This is a genomic window from Shewanella sp. AS16, assembly GCF_021412365.1.
Classification (GTDB): Bacteria; Pseudomonadota; Gammaproteobacteria; order Enterobacterales; family Shewanellaceae; genus Shewanella; species Shewanella salipaludis.
Genome location: NZ_JAKCLK010000002.1, coordinates 401,753 through 422,362, shown reverse-complemented (window position 1 = coordinate 422,362; position 20,610 = coordinate 401,753). Strand labels below are relative to the sequence as shown.

Here is a 20,610-nt window from a genome sequence, read left to right as displayed (position 1 = left end):
GCAGACTGGGGTTCTGGCGATAAAGGCTGGGGTAGTGAGGCGTTTTACCGTGGATTTGCCGACGACAGCCACTAAGACAAAATCCCTGTGGCTGTTGCCGCAGCGGCCGAAGACTAGTCTATGATTTCGCCGCGCAGGTATTTGAAAATTTCTTTGGCCGCTTTGGACTCTGGGCCTTTTTCCAGTTCTTTCTTGGCCTGGCGTACCAGCTGACGCAGCTTCTGCCTGTCCAGTTGCGGATGGGCTTCGACCAGGGTCTGGATCTCGTCGTCGCCCTGGCTCAGCAAACGCTCGCGCATCTTCTCGAAGATCTGCAGCTGGGCGCTCTCGTTGTTTTTCTTGTTGAGCACCTTATCCAATGCCGCTTGAATGGGTTCAATCTCTGCGCTGCGCATCAGCTTGCCTATGTACTGCATGTGGCGGCGATAGGCCTCAGTCTTGGGCTTGATGCTGCGCGCCTTGACTATGGTGTCGTACAGAAACTCATCCAGCTCTATCTTATCCAACTGAGTCTTGCTCAGGGATACCAGCTGAAGCCCCAGCGCCTGCAGCGCTTCGCTCTCGCGTTTCTGCTCCGTTCTGCTGACGTAATCGTCATCATTGTCATAGGGCTGTTTAAAGTGTTCTGAATCGCCAACAATTTTCATATGGATAAAGCCTCGAGTTATATACCCGCCAATAATACCATCTCAGGCAATTATTCGCCTAGGTATTCTCCCGCCCGGGCGGCTCTAGCGGCAATATTTAATGTGATTGGGATCTGTGTTTGTTATGCTATTGGCATTGCCGATAACCTAAGAGTAGATTTGTGTCCTCCAGCAGCCTAGATATTGAATTAGATGCACTCAAGCATGCCGTCGCCACGGCACTCGAGTATGCCGATAAACTCGGCACCAGCGCGGCCGAAGTAGCGATCAGCAAACAGCAGGGCCTGTCTGTTTCGACCCGCCTGAAAGAAGTTGAGACGGTCGAGTTCAACAAAGACGGCGCGCTCGGGATCACCGTCTATCGCGATGGCTGCAAGGGCAGTTCCTCGACCTCAGATCTCAGCCCTGAGGCTATCCGCGTCGCGGTGAAAGCGGCCGACGACATCGCCAGATTCACCTCGCCCGATCCTTTCAGCGGCCTGGCGGATAAGCGCCTGATGGCCACAGAGTTTCGCGACTTGCAGCTCTATTATCCCCAGGATATAGGGGCCGACGAGTTGGCCCAGCTGGCAATACGCGCCGAAGCCGCGGCCATGGAGGCCGATCCGAGGATCAAAAACTCGGATGGGGCCAGTGCCAACGCCCACACATCGGTCAAGGTCTATGGCAACAGCCATGGCTTCCTCAATGGCTACTGCAGCTCACGTTACAGCCTCAGCTGTGTGGTGATAGGCGAAGAAGCCGACGGCAACATGCAGCGGGATTATGATTACACAATAGCGCGCAAGTTCGACGAGCTATGGACCCCTGAGGCTGTGGGCCTCAAGGCGGCGCAGAAGACGGTCAGTCGCCTCGGCGCCCGCAAGATAGCCACAGGGCACTTGCCCGTGTTGCTGGCTCCCGAGATAGCGACCGGTTTGATAGGGCATCTGGTCGGTGCCATCAGTGGCGGTAACTTATACCGCAAGTCCAGCTTCCTGCTCGACTCTATCGGCACTCAGCTGTTTCCCGACTGGTTCAACATAGAAGAGCAGCCGCACCTGCTGGGCGCGCTCGCCAGTGCCAACTATGACAGCGAAGGCGTCGCCACCCAGGACAGGCGCATCATAGATGCCGGCACCCTGCAGACCTACCTCTTGACCAGCTATGCGGCGCGCAAGTTGGGTCTGACGACCACGGGTCATGCCGGCGGCATCTACAACTGGACACTCGGCCACACGGGGCAGACCTTCGATGAATTGGTCCAGGCCATGGGCACGGGCCTGCTGGTGACCGAGGTCATGGGTCAGGGTGTGAACATGGTGACCGGGGATTACTCCCGCGGCGCCGCCGGTTTCTATGTCGAGAATGGCGAGATCCTGTATCCGGTGGAAGAGATCACCATAGCGGGTAACCTGAAAGACATGTTCCGCGGCGTACAGGCGGTGGCCAAAGACAGGGATCTGCGCTCCTCCATCCGTACCGGCGGCATCTTGCTGAGCGAGATGAAGATCGCCGGCAACTGATTCGCCGGCCGCTGCATCCGAGATGAACGCCACTGAGATGAAAGCGCCTAAGAGCAACAGCCACTGAGATGAAAGCACTCAGCTGAATACGCCGGTCGATATCTGTATCGCCGGCGTTTTTTTATGCCTGCTGCCCGCACTTTGTGACAGTCTTTGCCGAAATAGTGTACAAAATGCTAGAATGGCGACGGCCCGATGGCATAGGGCCGTTAACATCAGGGCCGTTAACATCAGTGCCGCCAGCATCGGCACACAGAAGATATAGAGGGTATAGAGACTATGAGTAAAGGATATAGAAAGGCGCAACCGGTTGCAGCCGGTTCAGGTGAGCCTGCGGGTGACCAAGGGCGCACACAGTCCCATGACATGGGCCGGGGGCCAATCCAGGACAACGCCCTGAAGGCGTTAGTCACCAGCCCCCTGTTCAGGAGCCGGACCGAGAGGCCGAAGAAGGGCAAGGGCGCATACAGCCGCAAGGCAGCAAACCGAAAGGGGCATCAGCACAAGGGCTATGCCCCTTTCGACTTTCTTGGGGCTGTGTCTTTGCCATCCTGTCCCGCCCGGGCATGAGTATCCCCAGTTCCGCTTAGCCTGCTCCAGACCCACCCCTATCGCATTACCGCCATTGCCTCATTTCAGGTTTCATTCGGCTTCAATTCTCGCTGCCATTGCCAGCTGAGTTTCCGCGTCGTCCTGCCTTGGACGGTTCAGATAGATGTTGAGACAGAGCATGGCGATCAGCGCAGCGTAAATCAGCCCCTTCTCCAGTGGAACGCCTGTTGATATAGCTCGACGGCTATGAGTGTACCTGTCACTGGGGCAACGAATTGGTACAGGGACAGGTGTTTGAAGGCCACCCGCTTGCTGCCTTATTCGCCCCGCAGGGCTATGCATTGGCGAATGGGTTTCAGCAGCAGCGGCGTGACATCTATGGCGTTGGAGGGATGCGGCAGGGTGTTGCTGGTGGCGAGACACTCGAGCCCGGCAGCCATCAGCTCGGCATAGACGTCGTCGGCGAAGATGCCGTGCACCGCGGCGCATTGAATGCGGGCCATCCCTTGGCGCTTCAAGGCCAGGATGCATTGCAGCAGGGTCTGACCGCTGGAAATGACGTCGTCTATGATCACCGCGGTTTTGTTGTCATGCCCGGAGATGTCCGGCAGGCTGACCTCGACATGCCTGTCACCCAGACGCTGTTTCTGCCCTATGACGAAGGGATGACCACTGGCTTCGGCAATGCTCGAGACCCACTGGCGACTCTCGGCATCCGGGCCCACCAACAACAAGTCCGGTCGGCCCTTGAGCCAGCTCGCCAGTGCCGGTGCGCCTTGCACCACCTTGCTGGGGATCCGGTAGATCTCATCCAGTGAATGATATCTATGCAGATGGGGATCCACTGTCACCAGCCAATCACAGTGGCTGGATAAGGCGCGGGCAAACAGCCTGGAGGTGACGGCTTCGCCTTCGATGAAGCTGCGATCCTGGCGCATATAGCATAGATAAGGCGCCACCAGACCCACGGACGCCGCCCCCTGTTCCTTCAGGGTTTCCAGCAAAAACAAGAGCGGCAGGTACTTGTCGTTGGGGTGCGACAAGTCCGCCAGCACCAGACAATGTCGCCCGGCGACCCGAGTGGTGATCCTCAGATAGGATTCGCCATCGGGGAATTGACGACTGTCATAGCTGCCAGGCGTTGCCTGCAAGGCCTTGCATAGGCTGGGCTGCAGGGGATGGGCTGTCAGTGAGAAGAGGGTCAGTGGTGGCTGGGCTTGGCCTCGCATCAGGCATCCTCCAGGGTAAAGATATCCAGGTTGTTCAGGTAGTACTGCAGCGCATAGTCACGCTCCCCCGTGCTGTCACTGAAGAGACGAAACAGGGTCTGGCCCCGATGAATGGTATCACCGACATTGACCCGCAGCCGCAACCCGGCCGCCGGACTGAAAGGGGCGCCGGCCAGCTTCGCCAGCCTGGCCAGTTTTCTGTTGTCTATGGCCGTGATGCGGCCGCTGCGCTGCGCATGCTGATCATGATGGAAATGGGCTTGGGGCAAGCTCTTGAGTCCGCCCTGGGCGGTTATGATGGCCATGAACTGTTGATAGGCGCGGCCGCTGTCCAGCAGGGCTCTCGCCTTGTCCATGGCTTCGTCCAGACCTGAGTTTTCTGCCAGATCCAGCAGCTCGGCCGCCAGCAGCAGGGCGCGCTCACGCAGATCTTGTGGTGCCGATTTTTGGCATTGCAATACCGAGAGCAGATCCCTGGCCTCTTCTACCGGGCCTATCCCATAACCCACAGGCTTGCTGCCGTCGGTGATCACGCAGCGAATGCGAATGTTGCAGGCGTTGCCCACCCGGGTGAAGAGGGAGGCCAGGCGTTCGGCGTCGGTCCGGGTGCGTACCTTGGCGGTGTCGCCGACCGGGATGTCGATCAACGCATGGGTCGAGCCGGCGGCGATCTTCTTGGATAGCACTGAGGCGATCAACTGCCCCTCACCATCGAGATCCAATACCCTTTCCAGGCGGATCAAGAGATCGTCCGCCGGGCTCAGGTTGACCGCGCCGCCCCAGGCAAGACAGCCACAGGTCTTGGCGACCACGGCTTGAATGTCGGCCATTTTCAGCGACACATTGGTCAAGGCGCCCATGGTGTCGGCGGTGCCGGCAGGGGAGGTGATGGCCCTGGAGGAGGTCTTGGGTATTATGTGACCTGCGGCACTCACGATAGCGACGACTATGGGGGTGGTGCGGTTGCCCGGCAGGCCACCGATACAATGCTTATCGAAGATCCGCTCGTGTCCCGGCCAGCTTAAGTGTTTACCACATTCGACCATGGCCTGGGTCAGGCTGATGATTTCCTCTATGTCCAGGCGCCCGCCGGCACAGATGGTGAGAAAACTGGCGATTTCCATGTCACGGTAACCATGGGTGCTGATGTCCTGAATTATGTCTTTGAATTCCGCCCGGGTGAGCTTATTGCCGAAGATCTTCTTGCGCAGCAGCCCCAGGGAGGCGAGCACGGGCGCATGTTGAATGCTGAGGCTATCGCCCGGCTTCACCTTCAGGCGTTGCATGGCTATTTTTGACAGGCCGACCTGCTCAGGTCTCAGCACGCCTGTGCTGGTGACATTCAAGGTGGCTATCAGGCTGCAGTCACCGTAAGACAAGGCCACGCGGCGGCTGGCATTGAAGCCTTCGGCCATACAGACGTGGCAATCCCGGCGCATATAGACCACGGGTTCCTGATGGGTATCTATACCCATGTCGACGACGATAAGCGAATGAGTTGGTTGCTGCATGCATTGCATCCTGGCAATTGATGTTAGTCATAGTCTGATATCAGTCCAGAGCCCGGGCGTCAATCCGGCTGAGCTCTGGGTATCAGTCTGGCCCGAAACCCAGGGTGATGCCTTGTCTTGGATCACTTTATGGTGCGTCGGCCTGCTTGCCATCCCTTGGAGCTTGGCAATGAGCCTTTATCTTGGTGCCCGATACTCTGATGCCTGATATCTTGGGTGCTTGAGTATTGAATATAGTCGCTTGGGAGCCCGTTGCCGTCGTGGAGTGAATTTACCGGCCCCATGCGGCACGGATTTTCAGCCGCCGGAAAAATGTCGCTGCGGATAACCCTTTTTCTCCTATGCCGCGTTAATAGCAGGAGTTGCCGTTGGCTCGCCCTATAATCTGGGGATGCCGCCGGGTTATTCGCAACACTTAGATCCGCAACACCTAGATCCGCACACAACAGGAGCAACAGATGAAACATGCCTTATTAGCAGGACTCTTAACCACGACTCTGGCAACCACTGCGTCCCTGGTCAGCCCAGGGCTGAGCGCCGCCGAGCTGGCATTTGCGCACCTGGAGACAGTCGGGGTTGGCAAGGTGACTGTGGCGCCGGACATGGCGGAGATCAACGTCGAAGTGACAGTGACAGAGGCGAGCGCCAAGGCGGCCAAGGATGCCTCGGATGTGGCGGTGGCAGGTTTTATCGCCCGTTTGCAGGCCGCAGGCATCACCAAGGACGAGATCCAGAGTGCCAATTTGAATCTGCAGCCGCAATACCATTATGAGAAAGATCAGCCGCCCAAGTTGAGTGGTTACCAGGCCAGCCGGCAGCTGACAGTGACTGTGAAGGACTTGCCTCGGCTGAATGAGATCCTCGATTCGGCATTGGAGGAAGGGCTGAACAAGGTCAATAACATCAGCCTCAGGTCGAGCAAGGAGCTGGAATATGCGGCCAAGGCGCGTCAGGCGGCGATCGAGGATGCCAAACAGAAGGCCAAGTCGCTGGCCCAGGGTTTCGAGCTTAAGCTCGATGGGGTGTGGCAGATACGTTACTTAGAGCAACACCCGGTGCAACCCATGATGCTGCGGATGGCGGTCAAGGCCGACTATGAAATATCCGAGAGTTATCAATACGGTAAGGTCAGCTTCGAAGACAGGGTCGAAGTGGTGTACCGTTTGAAATAGCAGAAGCATAAGCAGACGCATGCTAAAAAACGCAGCTTGAGGCTGCGTTTTTTATGTCTGCGCCAGGCGGGTGGATTAATTGTCGACGCCTGTGGCCGCCAAGTTAGCCGGCGACCACAAGGTGTTGCGTGCGGCGCTGCTTAAACCATTGACCATGCGATCCACCTGATCTTGGGTGTAGTTGGCGTATTGATCCGAGTAGGCCATGAAGTTCTGCCAGTTGATGGTTTCGCCCAGGCAGTTGAGCACGCCGCCATCCCCAGGATTCATCTGCCAGCCATTCTGTTGCGGGGTATCGCAGATATCATCCCCCGTGATTGAACAGCGGCGATTGGCACCGCGCTTACAGCCACCCTCGAAGGTATGGATCAGGTCGAGGAAGTGACCAAATTCATGGGTGAGCACAGAGCGGAAATTCTCGTCGGTATTGGTGCCCAAATATGCGCCGTTGTAGGTCACGCGTGCCAGGCCTTCGTCGGACATGGCGGTATCCGGATACCAGGCTACCCCGGAATTATTGGTCACGCCATCGGCGTATAAATCATTCTGAATGTAGACATTCATGTACTTGTAGTTGTCCCAGTGGTCGCGTTTCACATCCGAGCTTGAGTAGTTGCCTGCACCGGAAGATTCAGGATGGTAAATGATGCCAGTGGTGGGGTTGCCGTCGGGATCCAGGCTTGCTAAATGAAACTCTATGTCCAGGGTGTCTTTCACCGCGGCAAATTCGCTGTCGACATAGGCAAAGTCGGCGGTTTGTCCCTTGAAGTCGGCGTTGGTTTTGCTCAATGCATCCATGATCACCGCATCGTTGACCAGATGACCATTCTGCACAGTGCCATAGACATGGAAAACCACGGGGATGATGTAAGTCGGGGTGCCTGCAACACCTGTCACATAGGGTGAGGCGTCATTCGTTTCGGCCGCGGCTCCTTGTTTGGCGCGGGCGGCCTTTACCTCGGCAATCCTGGCGTGGCGCGCCTGCGCTTCGGTCAAAGCCGCGGGAAAGTTGCGATAGTACTGGGCATTGCTCTCGGTCGCCTGGCAGTGATGCGGGGCGAATTCGGCTTGTTTGGCATGGGCAACAGAAGATGCAGCTAACAGGGCCGCGAGTATTGAGCTGTTGAATTTATTCATCATATTGTTAATCACTCTTGTTTTAGCCTGGGTAAATGTTGGCAGCCGCGGGGCCATAGAGTGGCAGCGCGGCCCAAGGGAATAACCGCATTATTCAAAGTATTTGAATAAAATATCCTGGATACAATATCCAGTTATTGTAATTTATACAATCCCAAGTTGTAATGAAAATGGCTGGCTGGCGGAGCATCCTGATGAAGCCGGGGAAACCGGAATGCCCAAGGTATATGGGGGCGTCGGTGGCGGTAATTTTCGCCATATCCTATTCTTTTTAAGCGGCCTATCCTTTTTAAACCGAGCATCACAACCGCGTCTTGCTACTGCATCTGGAGGGTATTATGAACTTTAACAACAGTGTCTTGGTGTTGGCCGATCTGGGCCAGCTGAAAGCCTACCGGGTGGCGCATGTGCAGGGAATAGATAGGCATGAAGGCGCTCAGGTGGGCCATACCCAGAATCGCGGGACAGAAAAGAACACCATGGTGTTGGACCTGATCACAGACATTGACTACATAGACGGACACAAGAAAGTCAGTGAGCGCGTCAGCGATCAGGCAGGCCGTTTCCGCGCTTCCAACGGCGAAGCTCATAACCTGAAGTCGGAGCAGGAAAAGCAAATGCTCAAGGTTATCAGTGAAGACATACGTTCCATCATAGAAGCCGAGTCTCCCTCCTCCTGGTATCTCGCCTTTCCGAAACAAGCCCACAAGGAACTGCAGGAGATGTTGAACACCAGTATCACACACAACCTGCAGAAGGTAGTGCCATCGGATCTGACCAAAACGGCCAAAGATAAGCTCCTGGCGCATTTTCAGTAGCTTGCATGAGGCAGAGATCCAGGCGTGATGCCATGGTGAATCCGTAGTGCTCCAGTTGGCTGAGTGGCAGGATGGCCTAGGTAAAAAAAAGCGGTCACCCGAGTGACCGCTTTTTTATTGCGTGGCTGTTAGCCGTTACTCACACAGGCATTACTTGCTCTGCCAGGTGTTGATATAGTCCTTGAGATCCTGCATGGCGGCGGCGCCAACATAAGGCACAGCGACCAGGGTATCCATGCTGTCTATGGGGCGGGCGGCGATGATGTTATTCACGGCGGTCTTATTCATGCCTGCATCTATGTCCAGCTCGGTCAGACTGGCATTGTTGACCATGTCCAGCACCACAGCGACCTCGGCCCCGGTGAAAAACACCCCTTCCCAAGTGCCTTCGCCATAGCTGGGTTGAGTGCAATCCGTGCCGTTGCCCGCTAAACAGAAGGCATGGCTGAAATGCCCTTCAAACTCATCGGCGGTCTGCTTGTCGTGAATGATGATGATGTTTTCATCGTTGCCGAAGGCGGCCGCGCCACTGATGTTATGGGATCCCGTCAGTACCATGTCGTCTATGATGATGTACTTATGGTGCCACTTGTCGCCGGCCTCGAGCTTGGCGATGCGCACATCTGCCGGATTTTCCCAGACATTGTTGACCGCACCCGTATAGCCGTCGACTTCCATGGCCCCGGAGGCATCGGGTGTCTCCTTACCCAACATGTCCTGGAACTCCGAGTAGTAGCGTGAGAAGAAACCTGGGTCGCCTATGCCCTGGACTTCCACCCCAGCGTCATGCCTGAGCTCCATCTCATCGGCCACATCCTGGGCACTGATGACAAATTGTGCCAGATGGATGCGGGTCTTGGCGCTGCGGATATACTGCTGCATGTTGTACAGGGTAGAGCCCTGGTAGACGCTGGAGGACTGGGGAGTAAACTGCACATCTATGCGTATGTTGTCGTGATTGGTGTAGACAGTTTCCAGCTGGTGGTCCGGCTTGCCCAGGCCAAACAGTGAATCCTTGGCGCCGCCGGGGCCGTCGCCCCACATCAGGTTGAACTGATGGGTATAGACGCTGGCCAGTTGGTTGGAGTCTATGATCACTATGTGGTTGTCGTTGCCTTCGTTGATGAGATTGCCGTTGGCATCGAGATCGCCATGGACCCCGGACTGGCTGAAGTTGGTGCTGCCGGACAGTACCTTCTTGCCGTCGACCACGATGAATTTATTGTGCTGAATTTTCGACCCTGCACTGCCATTTTCAGTGTCATCTATCCAGGGCACGCCGCCCTGATCCAAGATGCCCAGCGCTGTTGTATTCTCGCCGGCGATATTGTCTTCGTCGGTGACAAACTTAACATCGACCCCACGTTGCTTGGCCGCCACCATGGCATTGGCAATGCCTGGCAAGTCCAGATCATAGATGGCCATATAGAGACTGTTGTCGGCAGAGTTGATTAACTCGACAATTTTTTGTTCCAGATCGGCTTGCACCGCCGGAGGGTTAACGCTGTGGTTAAAGTAAACTTCGATATCATCGGCATGGCTTAGACCTGCAACGCAAAAACTGCCGGCAGCAAGCGATAACCTAAATCCAAAGAACAACCCCATTTTTATTTTATTGAATTTCATGTTTTACCTATTTTTATAATTTAGATGTAAACCAAAAAATGAGTAATCAGAATCCAAGTTTCATTGCAGCCAGGCTACCTAACCCTCCCTGGTATATTGACTCGAGCGCATACTAACAGGCTTAATGTTGTTTTTGTAGACAAAATTATTACATTTCGGCTACAAATGGGCGCATATAAACAATATGGGGTACTCTATATTAGAGCCGGAAATGAAGCGTTACTTAAGTAATGACCCATAGGCGATTACATGGTGAAGCAATATAAGTAACTCGAGATATGTCTGTATCGGATTTCATTATTTTTCAGGGAGTATCCAGGTTATCCTTGAGGCCCTGGTATCTTGAGAGATAGCCGCAGCTATTTCAGCCACTATCCCCAATATTCAGTTTTCTTTAAAGCCTCCAGCGAAGTCGATGACGCAAATGTGGCCGTATTTTGGATGAGTAGCAATTGCCACACCGACGACAGCAAAATCTGGGTTGAGGATGTTTTTCCTATGGCCTCGACCTGGAACTGCATCATCGATCAGCAGACTGACGACGATTTCGCGACCTATACCTGGTCCGTAAACGATGTTTTCGCCCAGTGTGTGTATCCAGACCCCATAGCGCTCTACACGGATGTCCACCGATGAGGCATCGCTACCCGAATGGCCCGTTTGGCCGGTAGCAGACTGATCGACGGCGTGATCCGATGCGGCCAAACTCATGCCGTGAGAAGGTGACAGGGGACCCAGGGGAGCAGTGCTCGCCAGAGCATGCACGGCTTCCGCAACGGCAGCCGTGCCTTCCTGAGTCTCAAGGCCACCTCCATTGTCTGGGCCTCCTGGTTCGCGGTAAAGTTTGGCGTCGAAAAATTTGAGTCTGGGTTCAATAAACTCTTTCGCGTAGCGTCCGGGATCGGCCCGCACCATGTTCAGGTGCAATAGCACTTGTCGTTCCGGGTCGGATAGGTAGTCGATGCCACTGGTGAGTACAGGTGGCGGCCAACCGCGAAGAGACCAGAGATCTGTGTCCTGGTTGTTATCGGCATAGTCACCGTGTGGAGTGGATCCCGGGACAATTTTCCGCCCAGTCTTGTCACTGGGGGCGCTATTGTTGCGTTCAGATGCAACAATAGCCGGGGTGGCCGGACTCGGATTGTTCACAGAACCCCCTGGGGGAGCAGAAACTGAGCCGCAACTCGCCAGCAAGGCAATGGAAAAGCCGCCAATGAGCAAGTTGAGGAAAGTTATATGCTTCATGGTATTAATCCGTGCATTGAGGCCCTGCCATGGCCAAGGATGTCCTATCCAAGAGCTCGAAGATCACATCTGTGTCTTCCTCTGAGACCCGTAGGCTCTCTCTATCTACCGCTAAAGGGTTGCCGAAACGGAGCACATTTGATGTTTACTCATGTTGAAGTACGTTGACCAGTTTTCCGAAAGGGTCGCGCACATAAAACCTGCGAACTCCCCAAGGTTCTGATACCGGTCCATATTCAATTTGAAGATTTTTGGCCATGATTCTCTTCAGTACCGTATCGAGATCATCTACTTCAATTGACAGATCTGGTACAGGAGTCCCTGATCCCCCTTCGGATGCCACGCTTATTTGAGTCGTCATCTCTGCGTCCGAGCTATACGTTTTTATCCAGCCGTGATCCATAACCAAGCTGAGGCCAAAGATAGACTCGTAAAAGATCTTGGCGTCATCCGTGTTATCTGCCGTCACATTTGCAACTATTCGTTTTACTTGCACTTGTCTATCTCCTCGGGCCAGAGCAAGGTGTGGTCATGTTTCCCTTTTTAACTCAGTCTGCCATCAAGCTGTTTTCAGGTGATGCGTTGGACATTTTTAAGTTAGTGGTGTTTTTGGACTTCCTCAAGCATTATGTCGATGAAGCCGGCCCGAATTTGCGGTGATGCGTGCGAGACAGATACCAACCAGGCCGGCACTGAATCCGGCGCTGAGGAAGCATCTTGAATGACGAGTTACATTTTAGCTTCTGTAACTAGTAACTCTTCTTCTTTTGCTTGTATAAAGCAGTTTTTTAGTATTTTTTTAGATGGAATTGTATTTGCAGCCGTATCAATTTCCATTTTTTCAAAATCAATAATGCCTGGTATGACATTCGTAGCATTCCTGATCTTTCGCTTCTTAAGACTTTTTAACAATGCGATCTCATCGTTGTTCGGTGATTTATCGAAAGTAAAATATATGTAATGAATTGATGAGCGAGCTTTTGACGAAACCAGCTTCCTCAATACGAGTAATCGCTCGAAAAGATCGTCATTATTGGACTGTACTTGTTCTATCGACACTTTATTCATGTCAAAAACAGATACTGATATAAATGAGTTGAAATAGTTTTTAACTCCGATGAAATATAATCCATCAACGCCAGTGTTGCCTTCGATATTCAAAGTTGCAGGGTTAAGTTCAGTAAATTCTTGACTGTTAATTAAGATATCCCTCAATCGTTCGCGGCCTGTGGATAAAGGACTTAAGAACGATGCTTTTTTCTTCATTTTACTCATGGCGTTAAATCCAAAAACCAATAAGGCTATCAATAATACAATTTTACCGCCAATACGATGCCAAAAATCCAAATAAGGCTTTTCGGGAAGATTCATACCTGCTTTCGAGACAATGTCTGTGATTTCTTCAGGGGAAAGGTTTAAATAGGTGTCTTCCTGACCAGTGATTCCTACAAGCCTACCATCATAATTCCATATGGGAACAAATAAGACGGCTACTGATTTGTAGATATAACCAATATCAACATATTGACCTTCAGGCATTTGAAACCTTTCATCATTTGGAAGGTTTACTACTTCGACTATTTCTTCGCCGCCAAATGACAATAGTCCAGCTTTAGCATGTGCGTAACCTGGGTTCATAACCAGTATGAGTAATGTGAATATGATCGCTTTTTTCATCGTAATCCTTTAGCTAATGATAAATATAAGGCCACATAAGCTGGCTGAAGAGGTTTGGTTATAATGCTGCTTGGAGTGAAAGCAACGGACTTTTATGCCTGTGTGAATTTTTTGCTAGTTTGATGCTCTATTATATATTTGCCATTTTACATAAAAAATATAGAAAAGAGACGAAAAAAATTGTCCCTACAAAAAACATCATGCTTAATGCTTTAGATGCTTGCATTGATTCAATGAGTCCAGAGGGAAAAAAAATAGCTAAAAAACTTAGGATACCTTCTAGTATAATCTTCAATCTCCTTATTTGGCTAACATTTTAATAGTGTACATGTACACTCATCCAATGCAGACTAGATTATCACAAGGCACTGTTGTGTAAACTATTTTTTCTACCTCGCTAAGCCTTCCGCGAACGCGTATCGCTTTTGAGGTTAAGGGCCGACTAGGGGAAGCACCTCTGTATTCACAACTTTAAGCTGCTTATGATGCGGGGTGGCATACCAAACAGTGTGAAAGCTCATTCCTTCTCCTTCGCATCTGACTGCCATGGATGGAGGAAATGCCAGTTTTGTCAGGAACTAAACAGGCCATGCGATCACGGCAGTGGTGCATCCTGCACGCTACCCACGGAAGGTGATGGGCGGCTAACCGGCAGCGACTTCCTGAGTTACAGTTATCAACATTATGAGAGTGCTGGGATGAAAAGGCGGTCTAAAACTAGTTCAGCATCTGACTTTTTGACACTATTACAGGTTATAACCCCATATTCATCTATAGATTCCAACAGGAATAGATAAGAATCAATCCGCAAACAGAATCATGCAGGTCAAATTTACAGAAAGGAATCAACTATGACGTCACTAGGTGAAAAAATTAGAGAGCTAAGGGTTGCAAAGAAACTGAGCCAACCTGAGTTGGCGGAAGCTATCGGGATTGAGCAGTCCTATTTGTCCAAGTTAGAGAACGATAAATCCGTGCCTTCCAACGAGATTTTCAGAGCACTGCTCAGCGCATTGGAGATAAGCCTTCATGATTTTATGGAGGCTATAAGTATGAATGGCAATCAGCAAAAGCTTTTGCAGATCGCCGACATAGAAGGTTGGTATAAAGCGAAACAAAGACATAGGGTTCATAGCCAGAGGGTGTTTCTGTACATTTGTAGCATCATGATCGTTTTAGGTGTGACTGTCTTTTATGCAGGGTTCAGTAAAAAAATATTTAACGAGACTCAATTCGAATACTGGTCTCAAGGTATTGTTCTTGAGGGAGAGCCAGATAATGTCTTTGATAGCTGGAGACGGCTCTTAGATGGTAATGACAGAGACATCATGCGCGAAAGGGGCCTGGAAATGGAGCGACGAAAGAGTCTGAAAAGAATATTGCTCCTCCAGTTCAAAGGATCTGAGTTTACGGAAGTCTCCGGTTCCGGAAAGCGGCTTTACAGTTTAGAGAAGGAATACCAAATTCCGAGGGCAATTAACTCATGGCTGGAGTCTATCGGAGTTTTCTTCTTTGGACTGGGTTTTGTAGGCTTTTTTCTTGAAAGAAAAATATACCGGCTTTGACAGTTTTGATTGCACAGCTGCCAATTCAGACAAGGAAAGTGCCTGGACAGGTGTAGATTTGAGATAGATTCCAGTCGCGTTGGAACGCCAGCGCCATCAGAACGGTTGCACTTTTATCCTGTTACTGTCGTTATTCTTGACCACTAACTGGAAGAGACGCAGCGCACACTAGATGATGAGTTGCATATCACACTTACAGAAACTTGCGACTCAGTGAGTAACGCAAATATTCGCCGAGTGTGTCTTGCATCATGAGCAACAGATTCTGATAGTGCCGGAAAACAACAAAGGCGCCATAAGCGCCTTTGGTTTATCCAATGCAATCACAGATTACACAATCAGCTCGTACTCATCGCGTAAGATCTTGATGATGTCGGCCTTGGGGTTGGCGGGCAATGGAATGGGGTTGCCTGTGACCTTCTCGGCAACTCCTGTGTAGGTGCGCGACACGGCCATCATGGCATCCAGTGGCAGGGCGTTGTCGCGGGCCAGGGCTTCACGCTCGCTCATCCTGTCCTTGTTCAGCAGCACGTCGGGGTCCGGGAAGTGGTGCAGCAGGAACTGACGGAAGCCTTCCTTGGAGTTCTCCACTATCTTGCCTTCACGGTAGGCGGCGCCGTCCCAGATGCGCGATGAATCCGGGGTGCCGACTTCATCCATGTAGATCAGCTTGGCGTTGCCCTGCTTGTCTGTGACATAGCCGAACTCGAACTTGGTATCTACGAATACCTGGTCAAGTTTTGCCAGCGCAGCTGAAATCACCCTGAATCCCTCCTTGAGCAGCTTCTCGTACAGGTCGATATCTTCCGGCTTCTCGAAGCCGAAGGCCTGGTAGTTGGCTTCTATGTCGGCGCGGCTGATGTTGACGTCATCCTGCTCGGGCACGCCGGGGATGCCGGTCAGTATGCCCTTGGTGGATGGGGTGATTAAAAGCTCGGGCAATTGCTGATCTTTCTCCAGGCCTTCGGGCAGGGTGATGCCGCAGAAGACGCGCTCGCCCTTGGCGTAGGCACGCCACATGGAGCCCGTGATGTACTGACGGCAGATGGCTTCGACCTTGATGGGACGGGCCTTCTGCACTATCCACACGAAGGGGTGGGGGATATCCAGAATATGGCTGTCGGCCAGACCATTGTCCTTGAACAGCTTGAACCAGTGGTTGGAGATGGCGTTCAGCGCCGCCCCCTTGCCGGGAATGCCCTGCAGATCGCCTTCACCGTGGAAGATGCAGTCGAAGGCCGAGATGCGATCGCTTATCACCATGATGGCCAGCGGGGTATCTTCGGGGACGTCATAGCCCTTGTCGCGGATCAGACGGCGGCTGTCGGCCTCGGTCAGCCAGTAGACGCTGCGGACCTTGCCGCTGTGGACCGGGCCTGCGGTGCGGATCGGCAAATCGTTGTTAACGGCTAATACGGAATCAGCAAGACTCATGACGAGTATTCCTCTGGATATAAGATGTAGGGATAAAGGTAGATGAGCTGATGCTCGATGGCATCGAATATTTATTGTCGCTCAATGGGATGTTACTGGAAAAGCTGTGATGTCGGTTGCTGTGGCTGGGTATCGAAGGGGCAGTGTCCGTCTTTAAGGCTCCGGTGTCAGGATTTACGGGCGAAGCGCCGCAGCCGTATGTCGACTGTGGCCGCATGCCTGAAAGTTTGCCTGAAAATGAGTTGCAGAGATAGACCATGATACCGAGTGAGTCTGATGCTTAACCGCCGACAAAGTTGCGCTATTTTACCTTTATCGGCGGGATTTACCATGCTAATTGCCAGGTTAATTGCAATGTTGTTGGCAGCCTGCTGCATCTGCCTCACAGGGTCCAGGTTAAGTCAGGCTCAGGCGCGTACCTGGCCCTCGCCGTTGACCAGGTATTTTTCCGTGGTCAGCGACTCAAGTCCCATGGGGCCATAGGCATGCAGCTTGGAGGTGGCTATGCCGATTTCGGCGCCCAGGCCCAGCTCGCTGCCATCGGAGAAGCGCGACGAGGCATTGACCATGACCACAGAGGCATCGACGCTGAGCTGAAAGCGTTCGGCCGCGGCGGCATCCCGGGTGCAGATCACTTCGGTATGATGGCTGCCGAATTGCTGTATGTGCGCCAGGGCGCCGTCGAGATCCGCCACCTGCCTGACGGCAATTTCCAATGCCAGATATTCCTGGCCGAAGCCGTTATCTGCGAGTATATCTGCAGCCTCGAAATAGCGGGCCGACCGTTTGCAGGCATGAATTTTAACGCCTTTCTCGGCCAGTGCGGCGGCCGCCAAGGGCAGGAAGTCGGCGGCAATGGCGTCATGCACCAGCAGGCCTTCGAGGGCGTTACAGACGCCGGTGCGTTGGGTCTTGCCGTTGAGCAAGAGTTGCAGCGCCTGTTGCAGGTTCGCCCCGGCGTCCACATACAGGTGACACACCCCCTTGAAGTGCTGGATCACGGGGATCTTGCTGTTGTCTGTGACGAAATTAATCAGCCCCTCGCCGCCACGGGGGATCACCAGATCCAGGTATTGACGCTGCTGTAGCAGTTCCAGCATCAGGGCGCGGTCGGGATCCGGTACCACGCTTATCAGTGCTTCGGGCAGGCCAAATTCGATCAGCGCGCCATGCAGTATCTTGGCGATCGCCAGGCTGGAGTTGAGGGCTTCCTTGCCGCCGCGCAGTATGACGCCATTGCCCGACTTGAAACACAGGGCGGCGGCGTCGGCGGTGACATTGGGCCTGGCCTCATAGATCATGCAGACAACGCCCAGGGGGATGCGCATCTTGCTTATGCGTATGCCGTTGGGCCTGCTCGTTAGCTCGCGGCGCGCGCCGACGGGATCGGCAAGCGAGACTATGGTCTCTATGCCGGCGGCCATGGCTTCGATGCGCTCCGGGGTGAGCAGCAGTCTGTCCTGCATGGCTGCCGACAGCCCCAGGGATTCCGCCTGGGCCAGATCCTGGGCATTGGCCGCCAGTATGGCGGCGCGATTGTTTCTCAGCTCCATGGCCATGGTTCGCAGCACCTCATCTTTCCGGGCGCTATCCAGCAGGGCCAGTTGACGGGCGGCGGTGGCCGCCTTGCTCGCTAGTCTTGTGATTAAACTCATCTTGGTTCCCCAATTCTGTGCTCGAGCAGGGCTATGTCCTGCTCCGAGATGATGGACCCCTGGGCATCGGTGAGATTGCTGGTGAGTTCTGGGTCATCGTGTTCTGTGATGAAGGTCAGCAGGCTGCTGCCATAGTTGGCCCTGGCCTTCGCCAGGCGGGTGCCATCCTTGCTGCGCACCAGGATAGTGTCACCGGCGGCGAATTCGCCCCTGATTTCCAATACCTTGTTGCAGCTCAGCCGGGCGCAATGTTCATCGAGTGTCTGCCCTGGCACTGTCTGCACTATCACTTCGCCCTGCTCGGATGCCGTGTGGGTCATCCAGTGTTGCAGTTCCTGCATCGGGCGCTCATCTGCGTGGAACAGGGTGCCAGGGTTATCTCCCTCGAGCAGGGCGCTGAAGGCGCTCTCATTGAAGCCATTGATGATATAAGTGTCTATGCCATGGCTGACGGCTTTCTCGGCGGCCTCTATCTTGGTGCGCATGCCGCCTGTGCCGACATCGCTGTGGCTGCCCCCCGCCATGTCGTAGATGGCCTGGGTGATACGTTTCACCTCGGGTTGCAGCCTGGCATCGGCATGCAGGTGCGGATTCTTGTCATACAGGCCATCTATGTCCGAACAGATGATCAGGGTGTCGGCATCGGCAGCGGCGGCCACCATGGCGGACAGATTATCGTTGTCACCCACCTTCAGGGCATCGGTGGTGACAGTATCGTTCTCATTGATGATGGGGAGTATTTCGTGTTCCAGCAGGGTGAAGATGGTTTCCCTGATACTCTCGTAGCGCTCACGGTCGCGCAGATCGCCGTGGGTCAGCAGGATTTGCGCCGAGGGGAAGTCGAATAACTTATCCCAGGCGGCCATCATCTCGGTTTGTCCCGCGGCGGCCATGGCTTTCTTCAGCGCGACCCTGGCGCTGGGCGCCGTGGCCGGCGGGATCTCGGGAAACCTGTGGGCGCCGGCGGCGATCGAGCCGGAAGAGACCAAGATCACCTGAGTGCCCTGTGCCCGGCAGCGGACAATGAACTGGGCCAGGGTCAGCAGGTAGCGTGAACTGCAGCCTTGTCGCTCTGGGGCAATCAGGGCGCTGCCTACTTTCAATACCAGGCGTTTCCATGTCGGTAATTTCATTGGGTTATGCCTTTTCAATTTTGTTCAGGCAACGCTGAGCGATGCCTTAGGTTCCTGGCAGCGGCAGTCTCGTGCCGCTGCTTTCATGCTTATGTTAATGCTTAGGAGGTGGTGATTTGGGGGCTCGGATACGCCCGGCGCAGCTCATGTCGCCGGGGTATCCAGAAACCTCAGTTAGGCTGTTTGCTTCACCGGCGGCTCATCGGCTTGCAGCCTGAGGGCTAGCTTGTCCTGGGCGGCGAAGAAGGTGGCTTGCACCGAGGCGGAAGGCGCTTTGCCGAAATGGCTTACCAGGACTATGGCCAGTGAGCTGGCGATGAAGCCTGGCACTATTTCATACAGCAGGCTGCTCAGTGCCTGGCCGTCCGGGAGTACGGGAACAAAGATCCATAACAGGACAGTGATGGCGCCCGTCAGTATGCCGGCGATGGCCCCAGAATGTGTCATCCTGGACCAGAACAGGCTGAAGAGCACCAGGGGGCCGAAGGCGGCACCGAAGCCTGCCCAGGCATTGCTGACCAGGGACAGGATGCTGTTGGATCTGTCCAATGCCAGCAGGGAGGCGACCAGGGCCACGGCGAAGACACAGTAGCGTCCCAGCTTCACCAGCTGCGTCTGTGAGATGTCTTTCTTGGCGTAGCTGCGGTAGATGTCTTCGGTCAGTGAACTGGATGACACCAGCAGCTGCGACGAGATGGTGCTCATGATCGCCGCCAGGATCGCTGCCAGCAGGAAGCCACTGATCAGGGGATGGAATAAGATCTCGGAGAAGAGGATGAAGATGGTCTCGGGATCCGCCAGTCCAGGGTGGAACTTGTTCACATAGGCGACGCCGATTAAACCTGTCGCCAAGGCACCCAGTATGGTGACCGTCATCCAGCTCATGCCTATGGTCCTGGCGGTCTTGATGTCGCGTACCGAGCGGATCGCCATGAAGCGCACTATGATGTGCGGCTGGCCGAAGTAACCCAGGCCCCATGCCATGCTGGAGACTATGCCTATGAGTGTCATGTCATGCAGCGACTCGGAAAATGGCGCTATGCTGTCGCCGGCCAGGCTGAGTACTTCGGCCGTGCCACTGAACTCTTGGTAGGCCACCAGAGGCACCAGAACCAGGGCGATGAACATGATGCAACCCTGGACGAAGTCGGTCATGCTGACCGCCAGGAAACCCCCTAGCAAGGTGTAGGCCACCACCACGGAGACGGTAATCACCAGGCCCAGGTAGTAGTTCATCCCGAATGCCGACTCGAACAGTTTGCCGCCTGCGACCAGGCCGGCCGAAGTGTAGAGGGTGAAGAAGAGGATGATCACCAGTGCCGAGATGATGCGCACCGAGCTCTTTTGCAGGCCGAAGCGCTTGCCGAAGAAGTCCGGCAATGTCAGGGCATCGTCGGCTTCCTGGGTATAGACCCTGAGCCTGGGCGCCACCAACACATAGTTGAACCAGGCACCCAGCAGCAGGCCGAGTGCTATCCATAGGGTATCGAAACCTATCACAAACATGGCGCCTGGCAGGCCCATCAGCATCCAGCCACTCATATCCGAGGCGCCGGCAGACAATGCCGTGACCTGGGGGCTGACCTTACGGCCACCCAGTATGTAGCCCGAAAGATCGTCGGTGGAGTTGCGGTAGGCGAAAAGGCCAATCGCCAGCATGGCCGCAAAATACAAGGCCAGCGAGATATAACTTGAGTATTCCAT

18 protein-coding genes are annotated in these 20,610 nt (G+C 54.0%); 6 read left to right on the top strand and 12 right to left on the bottom strand.

What is annotated here, in order from left to right:
• Positions 1-113 precede the first annotated feature (113 nt).
• Entirely contained in the window at positions 114-647 is a 534-nt protein-coding gene (gene yjgA / locus LZP73_RS06650) for a ribosome biogenesis factor YjgA (RefSeq protein ID WP_234233680.1), read from the bottom strand.
• A 161-nt stretch (positions 648-808) separates the two neighbouring features.
• Between yjgA and pmbA the strand changes: the two genes are divergently transcribed.
• Together pmbA and LZP73_RS06640 are read left to right on the top strand one after the other, a co-directional pair.
• A complete protein-coding gene (pmbA, locus tag LZP73_RS06645; RefSeq protein ID WP_234233679.1) occupies positions 809-2,152 on the top strand; it encodes a metalloprotease PmbA in 1,344 nt (447 codons plus the stop codon).
• A gap of 366 nt (positions 2,153-2,518) precedes the next feature.
• Positions 2,519-2,722, top strand: a complete 204-nt coding sequence (locus LZP73_RS06640; protein WP_234234239.1) for a ribosome alternative rescue factor ArfA — start codon at positions 2,519-2,521, stop codon at positions 2,720-2,722.
• Positions 2,723-3,021: 299 nt separating this feature from the next.
• Here the strand turns inward: LZP73_RS06640 and LZP73_RS06635 are convergent, their stop codons facing one another.
• Positions 3,022-3,933 carry a ribose-phosphate diphosphokinase gene (locus tag LZP73_RS06635; protein ID WP_234233678.1) on the bottom strand — a complete coding sequence of 304 codons (912 nt, stop codon included), beginning with the start codon at positions 3,931-3,933 and terminating at the stop codon, positions 3,022-3,024.
• Positions 3,933-5,444: a thymidine phosphorylase family protein gene (locus tag LZP73_RS06630; RefSeq protein ID WP_234233677.1), complete on the bottom strand. Its 1,512-nt coding sequence runs from the start codon at positions 5,442-5,444 to the stop codon at positions 3,933-3,935. Before LZP73_RS06630 ends, LZP73_RS06635 begins: the two co-directional genes overlap by 1 nt.
• A 458-nt stretch (positions 5,445-5,902) precedes the next feature.
• On the opposite strand from LZP73_RS06630, the gene LZP73_RS06625 reads away from it, so the two are divergent.
• Positions 5,903-6,616 carry an oxidative stress defense protein gene (locus LZP73_RS06625; protein WP_234233676.1) on the top strand — a complete coding sequence of 238 codons (714 nt, stop codon included), beginning with the start codon at positions 5,903-5,905 and terminating at the stop codon, positions 6,614-6,616.
• A 75-nt stretch (positions 6,617-6,691) separates the two neighbouring features.
• On the opposite strand, the gene LZP73_RS06620 is transcribed toward LZP73_RS06625, so the two are convergent.
• A complete protein-coding gene (locus tag LZP73_RS06620; protein WP_234233675.1) occupies positions 6,692-7,756 on the bottom strand; it encodes a M43 family zinc metalloprotease in 1,065 nt (354 codons plus the stop codon).
• Positions 7,757-8,091: 335 nt separating this feature from the next.
• On the opposite strand from LZP73_RS06620, the gene LZP73_RS06615 reads away from it, so the two are divergent.
• On the top strand, positions 8,092-8,571 hold the full coding sequence (locus tag LZP73_RS06615; protein WP_234233674.1) for a host attachment protein: 480 nt from the start codon (positions 8,092-8,094) through the stop codon (positions 8,569-8,571).
• A 150-nt stretch (positions 8,572-8,721) separates the two neighbouring features.
• On the opposite strand, the gene LZP73_RS06610 is transcribed toward LZP73_RS06615, so the two are convergent.
• The 3 genes from LZP73_RS06610 to LZP73_RS06600 all read right to left on the bottom strand — a co-directional run bounded on the left by LZP73_RS06610 (position 8,722) and on the right by LZP73_RS06600 (position 11,938).
• Positions 8,722-10,197, bottom strand: a complete 1,476-nt coding sequence (locus LZP73_RS06610) for a phospholipase D-like domain-containing protein (RefSeq protein WP_234233673.1) — start codon at positions 10,195-10,197, stop codon at positions 8,722-8,724.
• 384 nt (positions 10,198-10,581) lie between these two features.
• On the bottom strand, positions 10,582-11,442 hold the full coding sequence (locus tag LZP73_RS06605) for a CAP domain-containing protein (protein ID WP_234233672.1): 861 nt from the start codon (positions 11,440-11,442) through the stop codon (positions 10,582-10,584).
• A 145-nt stretch (positions 11,443-11,587) separates the two neighbouring features.
• Positions 11,588-11,938 carry a VOC family protein gene (locus LZP73_RS06600; RefSeq protein WP_234233671.1) on the bottom strand — a complete coding sequence of 117 codons (351 nt, stop codon included), beginning with the start codon at positions 11,936-11,938 and terminating at the stop codon, positions 11,588-11,590.
• Positions 11,939-11,973: 35 nt separating this feature from the next.
• Between LZP73_RS06600 and LZP73_RS21330 the strand changes: the two genes are divergently transcribed.
• Positions 11,974-12,102, top strand: coding sequence for a hypothetical protein (locus LZP73_RS21330; protein ID WP_267960095.1), 129 nt, complete (start codon positions 11,974-11,976; stop codon positions 12,100-12,102).
• 69 nt (positions 12,103-12,171) lie between these two features.
• Here LZP73_RS21330 and LZP73_RS06595 read toward each other — a convergent pair whose 3' ends face one another.
• Positions 12,172-13,119, bottom strand: coding sequence for a hypothetical protein (locus LZP73_RS06595; protein ID WP_234233670.1), 948 nt, complete (start codon positions 13,117-13,119; stop codon positions 12,172-12,174).
• Positions 13,120-13,970: 851 nt separating this feature from the next.
• Between LZP73_RS06595 and LZP73_RS06590 the strand changes: the two genes are divergently transcribed.
• Complete coding sequence (locus LZP73_RS06590) at positions 13,971-14,684, top strand: helix-turn-helix domain-containing protein (protein WP_234233669.1); 714 nt, start codon at positions 13,971-13,973, stop codon at positions 14,682-14,684.
• Between the two features lie 330 nt (positions 14,685-15,014).
• Here the strand turns inward: LZP73_RS06590 and LZP73_RS06585 are convergent, their stop codons facing one another.
• The 4 genes from LZP73_RS06585 to putP form a co-directional block, all read right to left on the bottom strand.
• Positions 15,015-16,118 (bottom strand): phosphoribosylaminoimidazolesuccinocarboxamide synthase, encoded by a 1,104-nt coding sequence (locus tag LZP73_RS06585; protein ID WP_234233668.1) that lies wholly within the window; start codon positions 16,116-16,118, stop codon positions 15,015-15,017.
• Between the two features lie 407 nt (positions 16,119-16,525).
• Positions 16,526-17,773 (bottom strand): glutamate-5-semialdehyde dehydrogenase, encoded by a 1,248-nt coding sequence (locus LZP73_RS06580; RefSeq protein ID WP_234233667.1) that lies wholly within the window; start codon positions 17,771-17,773, stop codon positions 16,526-16,528.
• Entirely contained in the window at positions 17,770-18,906 is a 1,137-nt protein-coding gene (gene proB / locus LZP73_RS06575; protein ID WP_234233666.1) for a glutamate 5-kinase, read from the bottom strand. Before proB ends, LZP73_RS06580 begins: the two co-directional genes overlap by 4 nt.
• A 174-nt stretch (positions 18,907-19,080) precedes the next feature.
• Complete coding sequence (gene putP, locus LZP73_RS06570; RefSeq protein ID WP_234233665.1) at positions 19,081-20,610, bottom strand: sodium/proline symporter PutP; 1,530 nt, start codon at positions 20,608-20,610, stop codon at positions 19,081-19,083.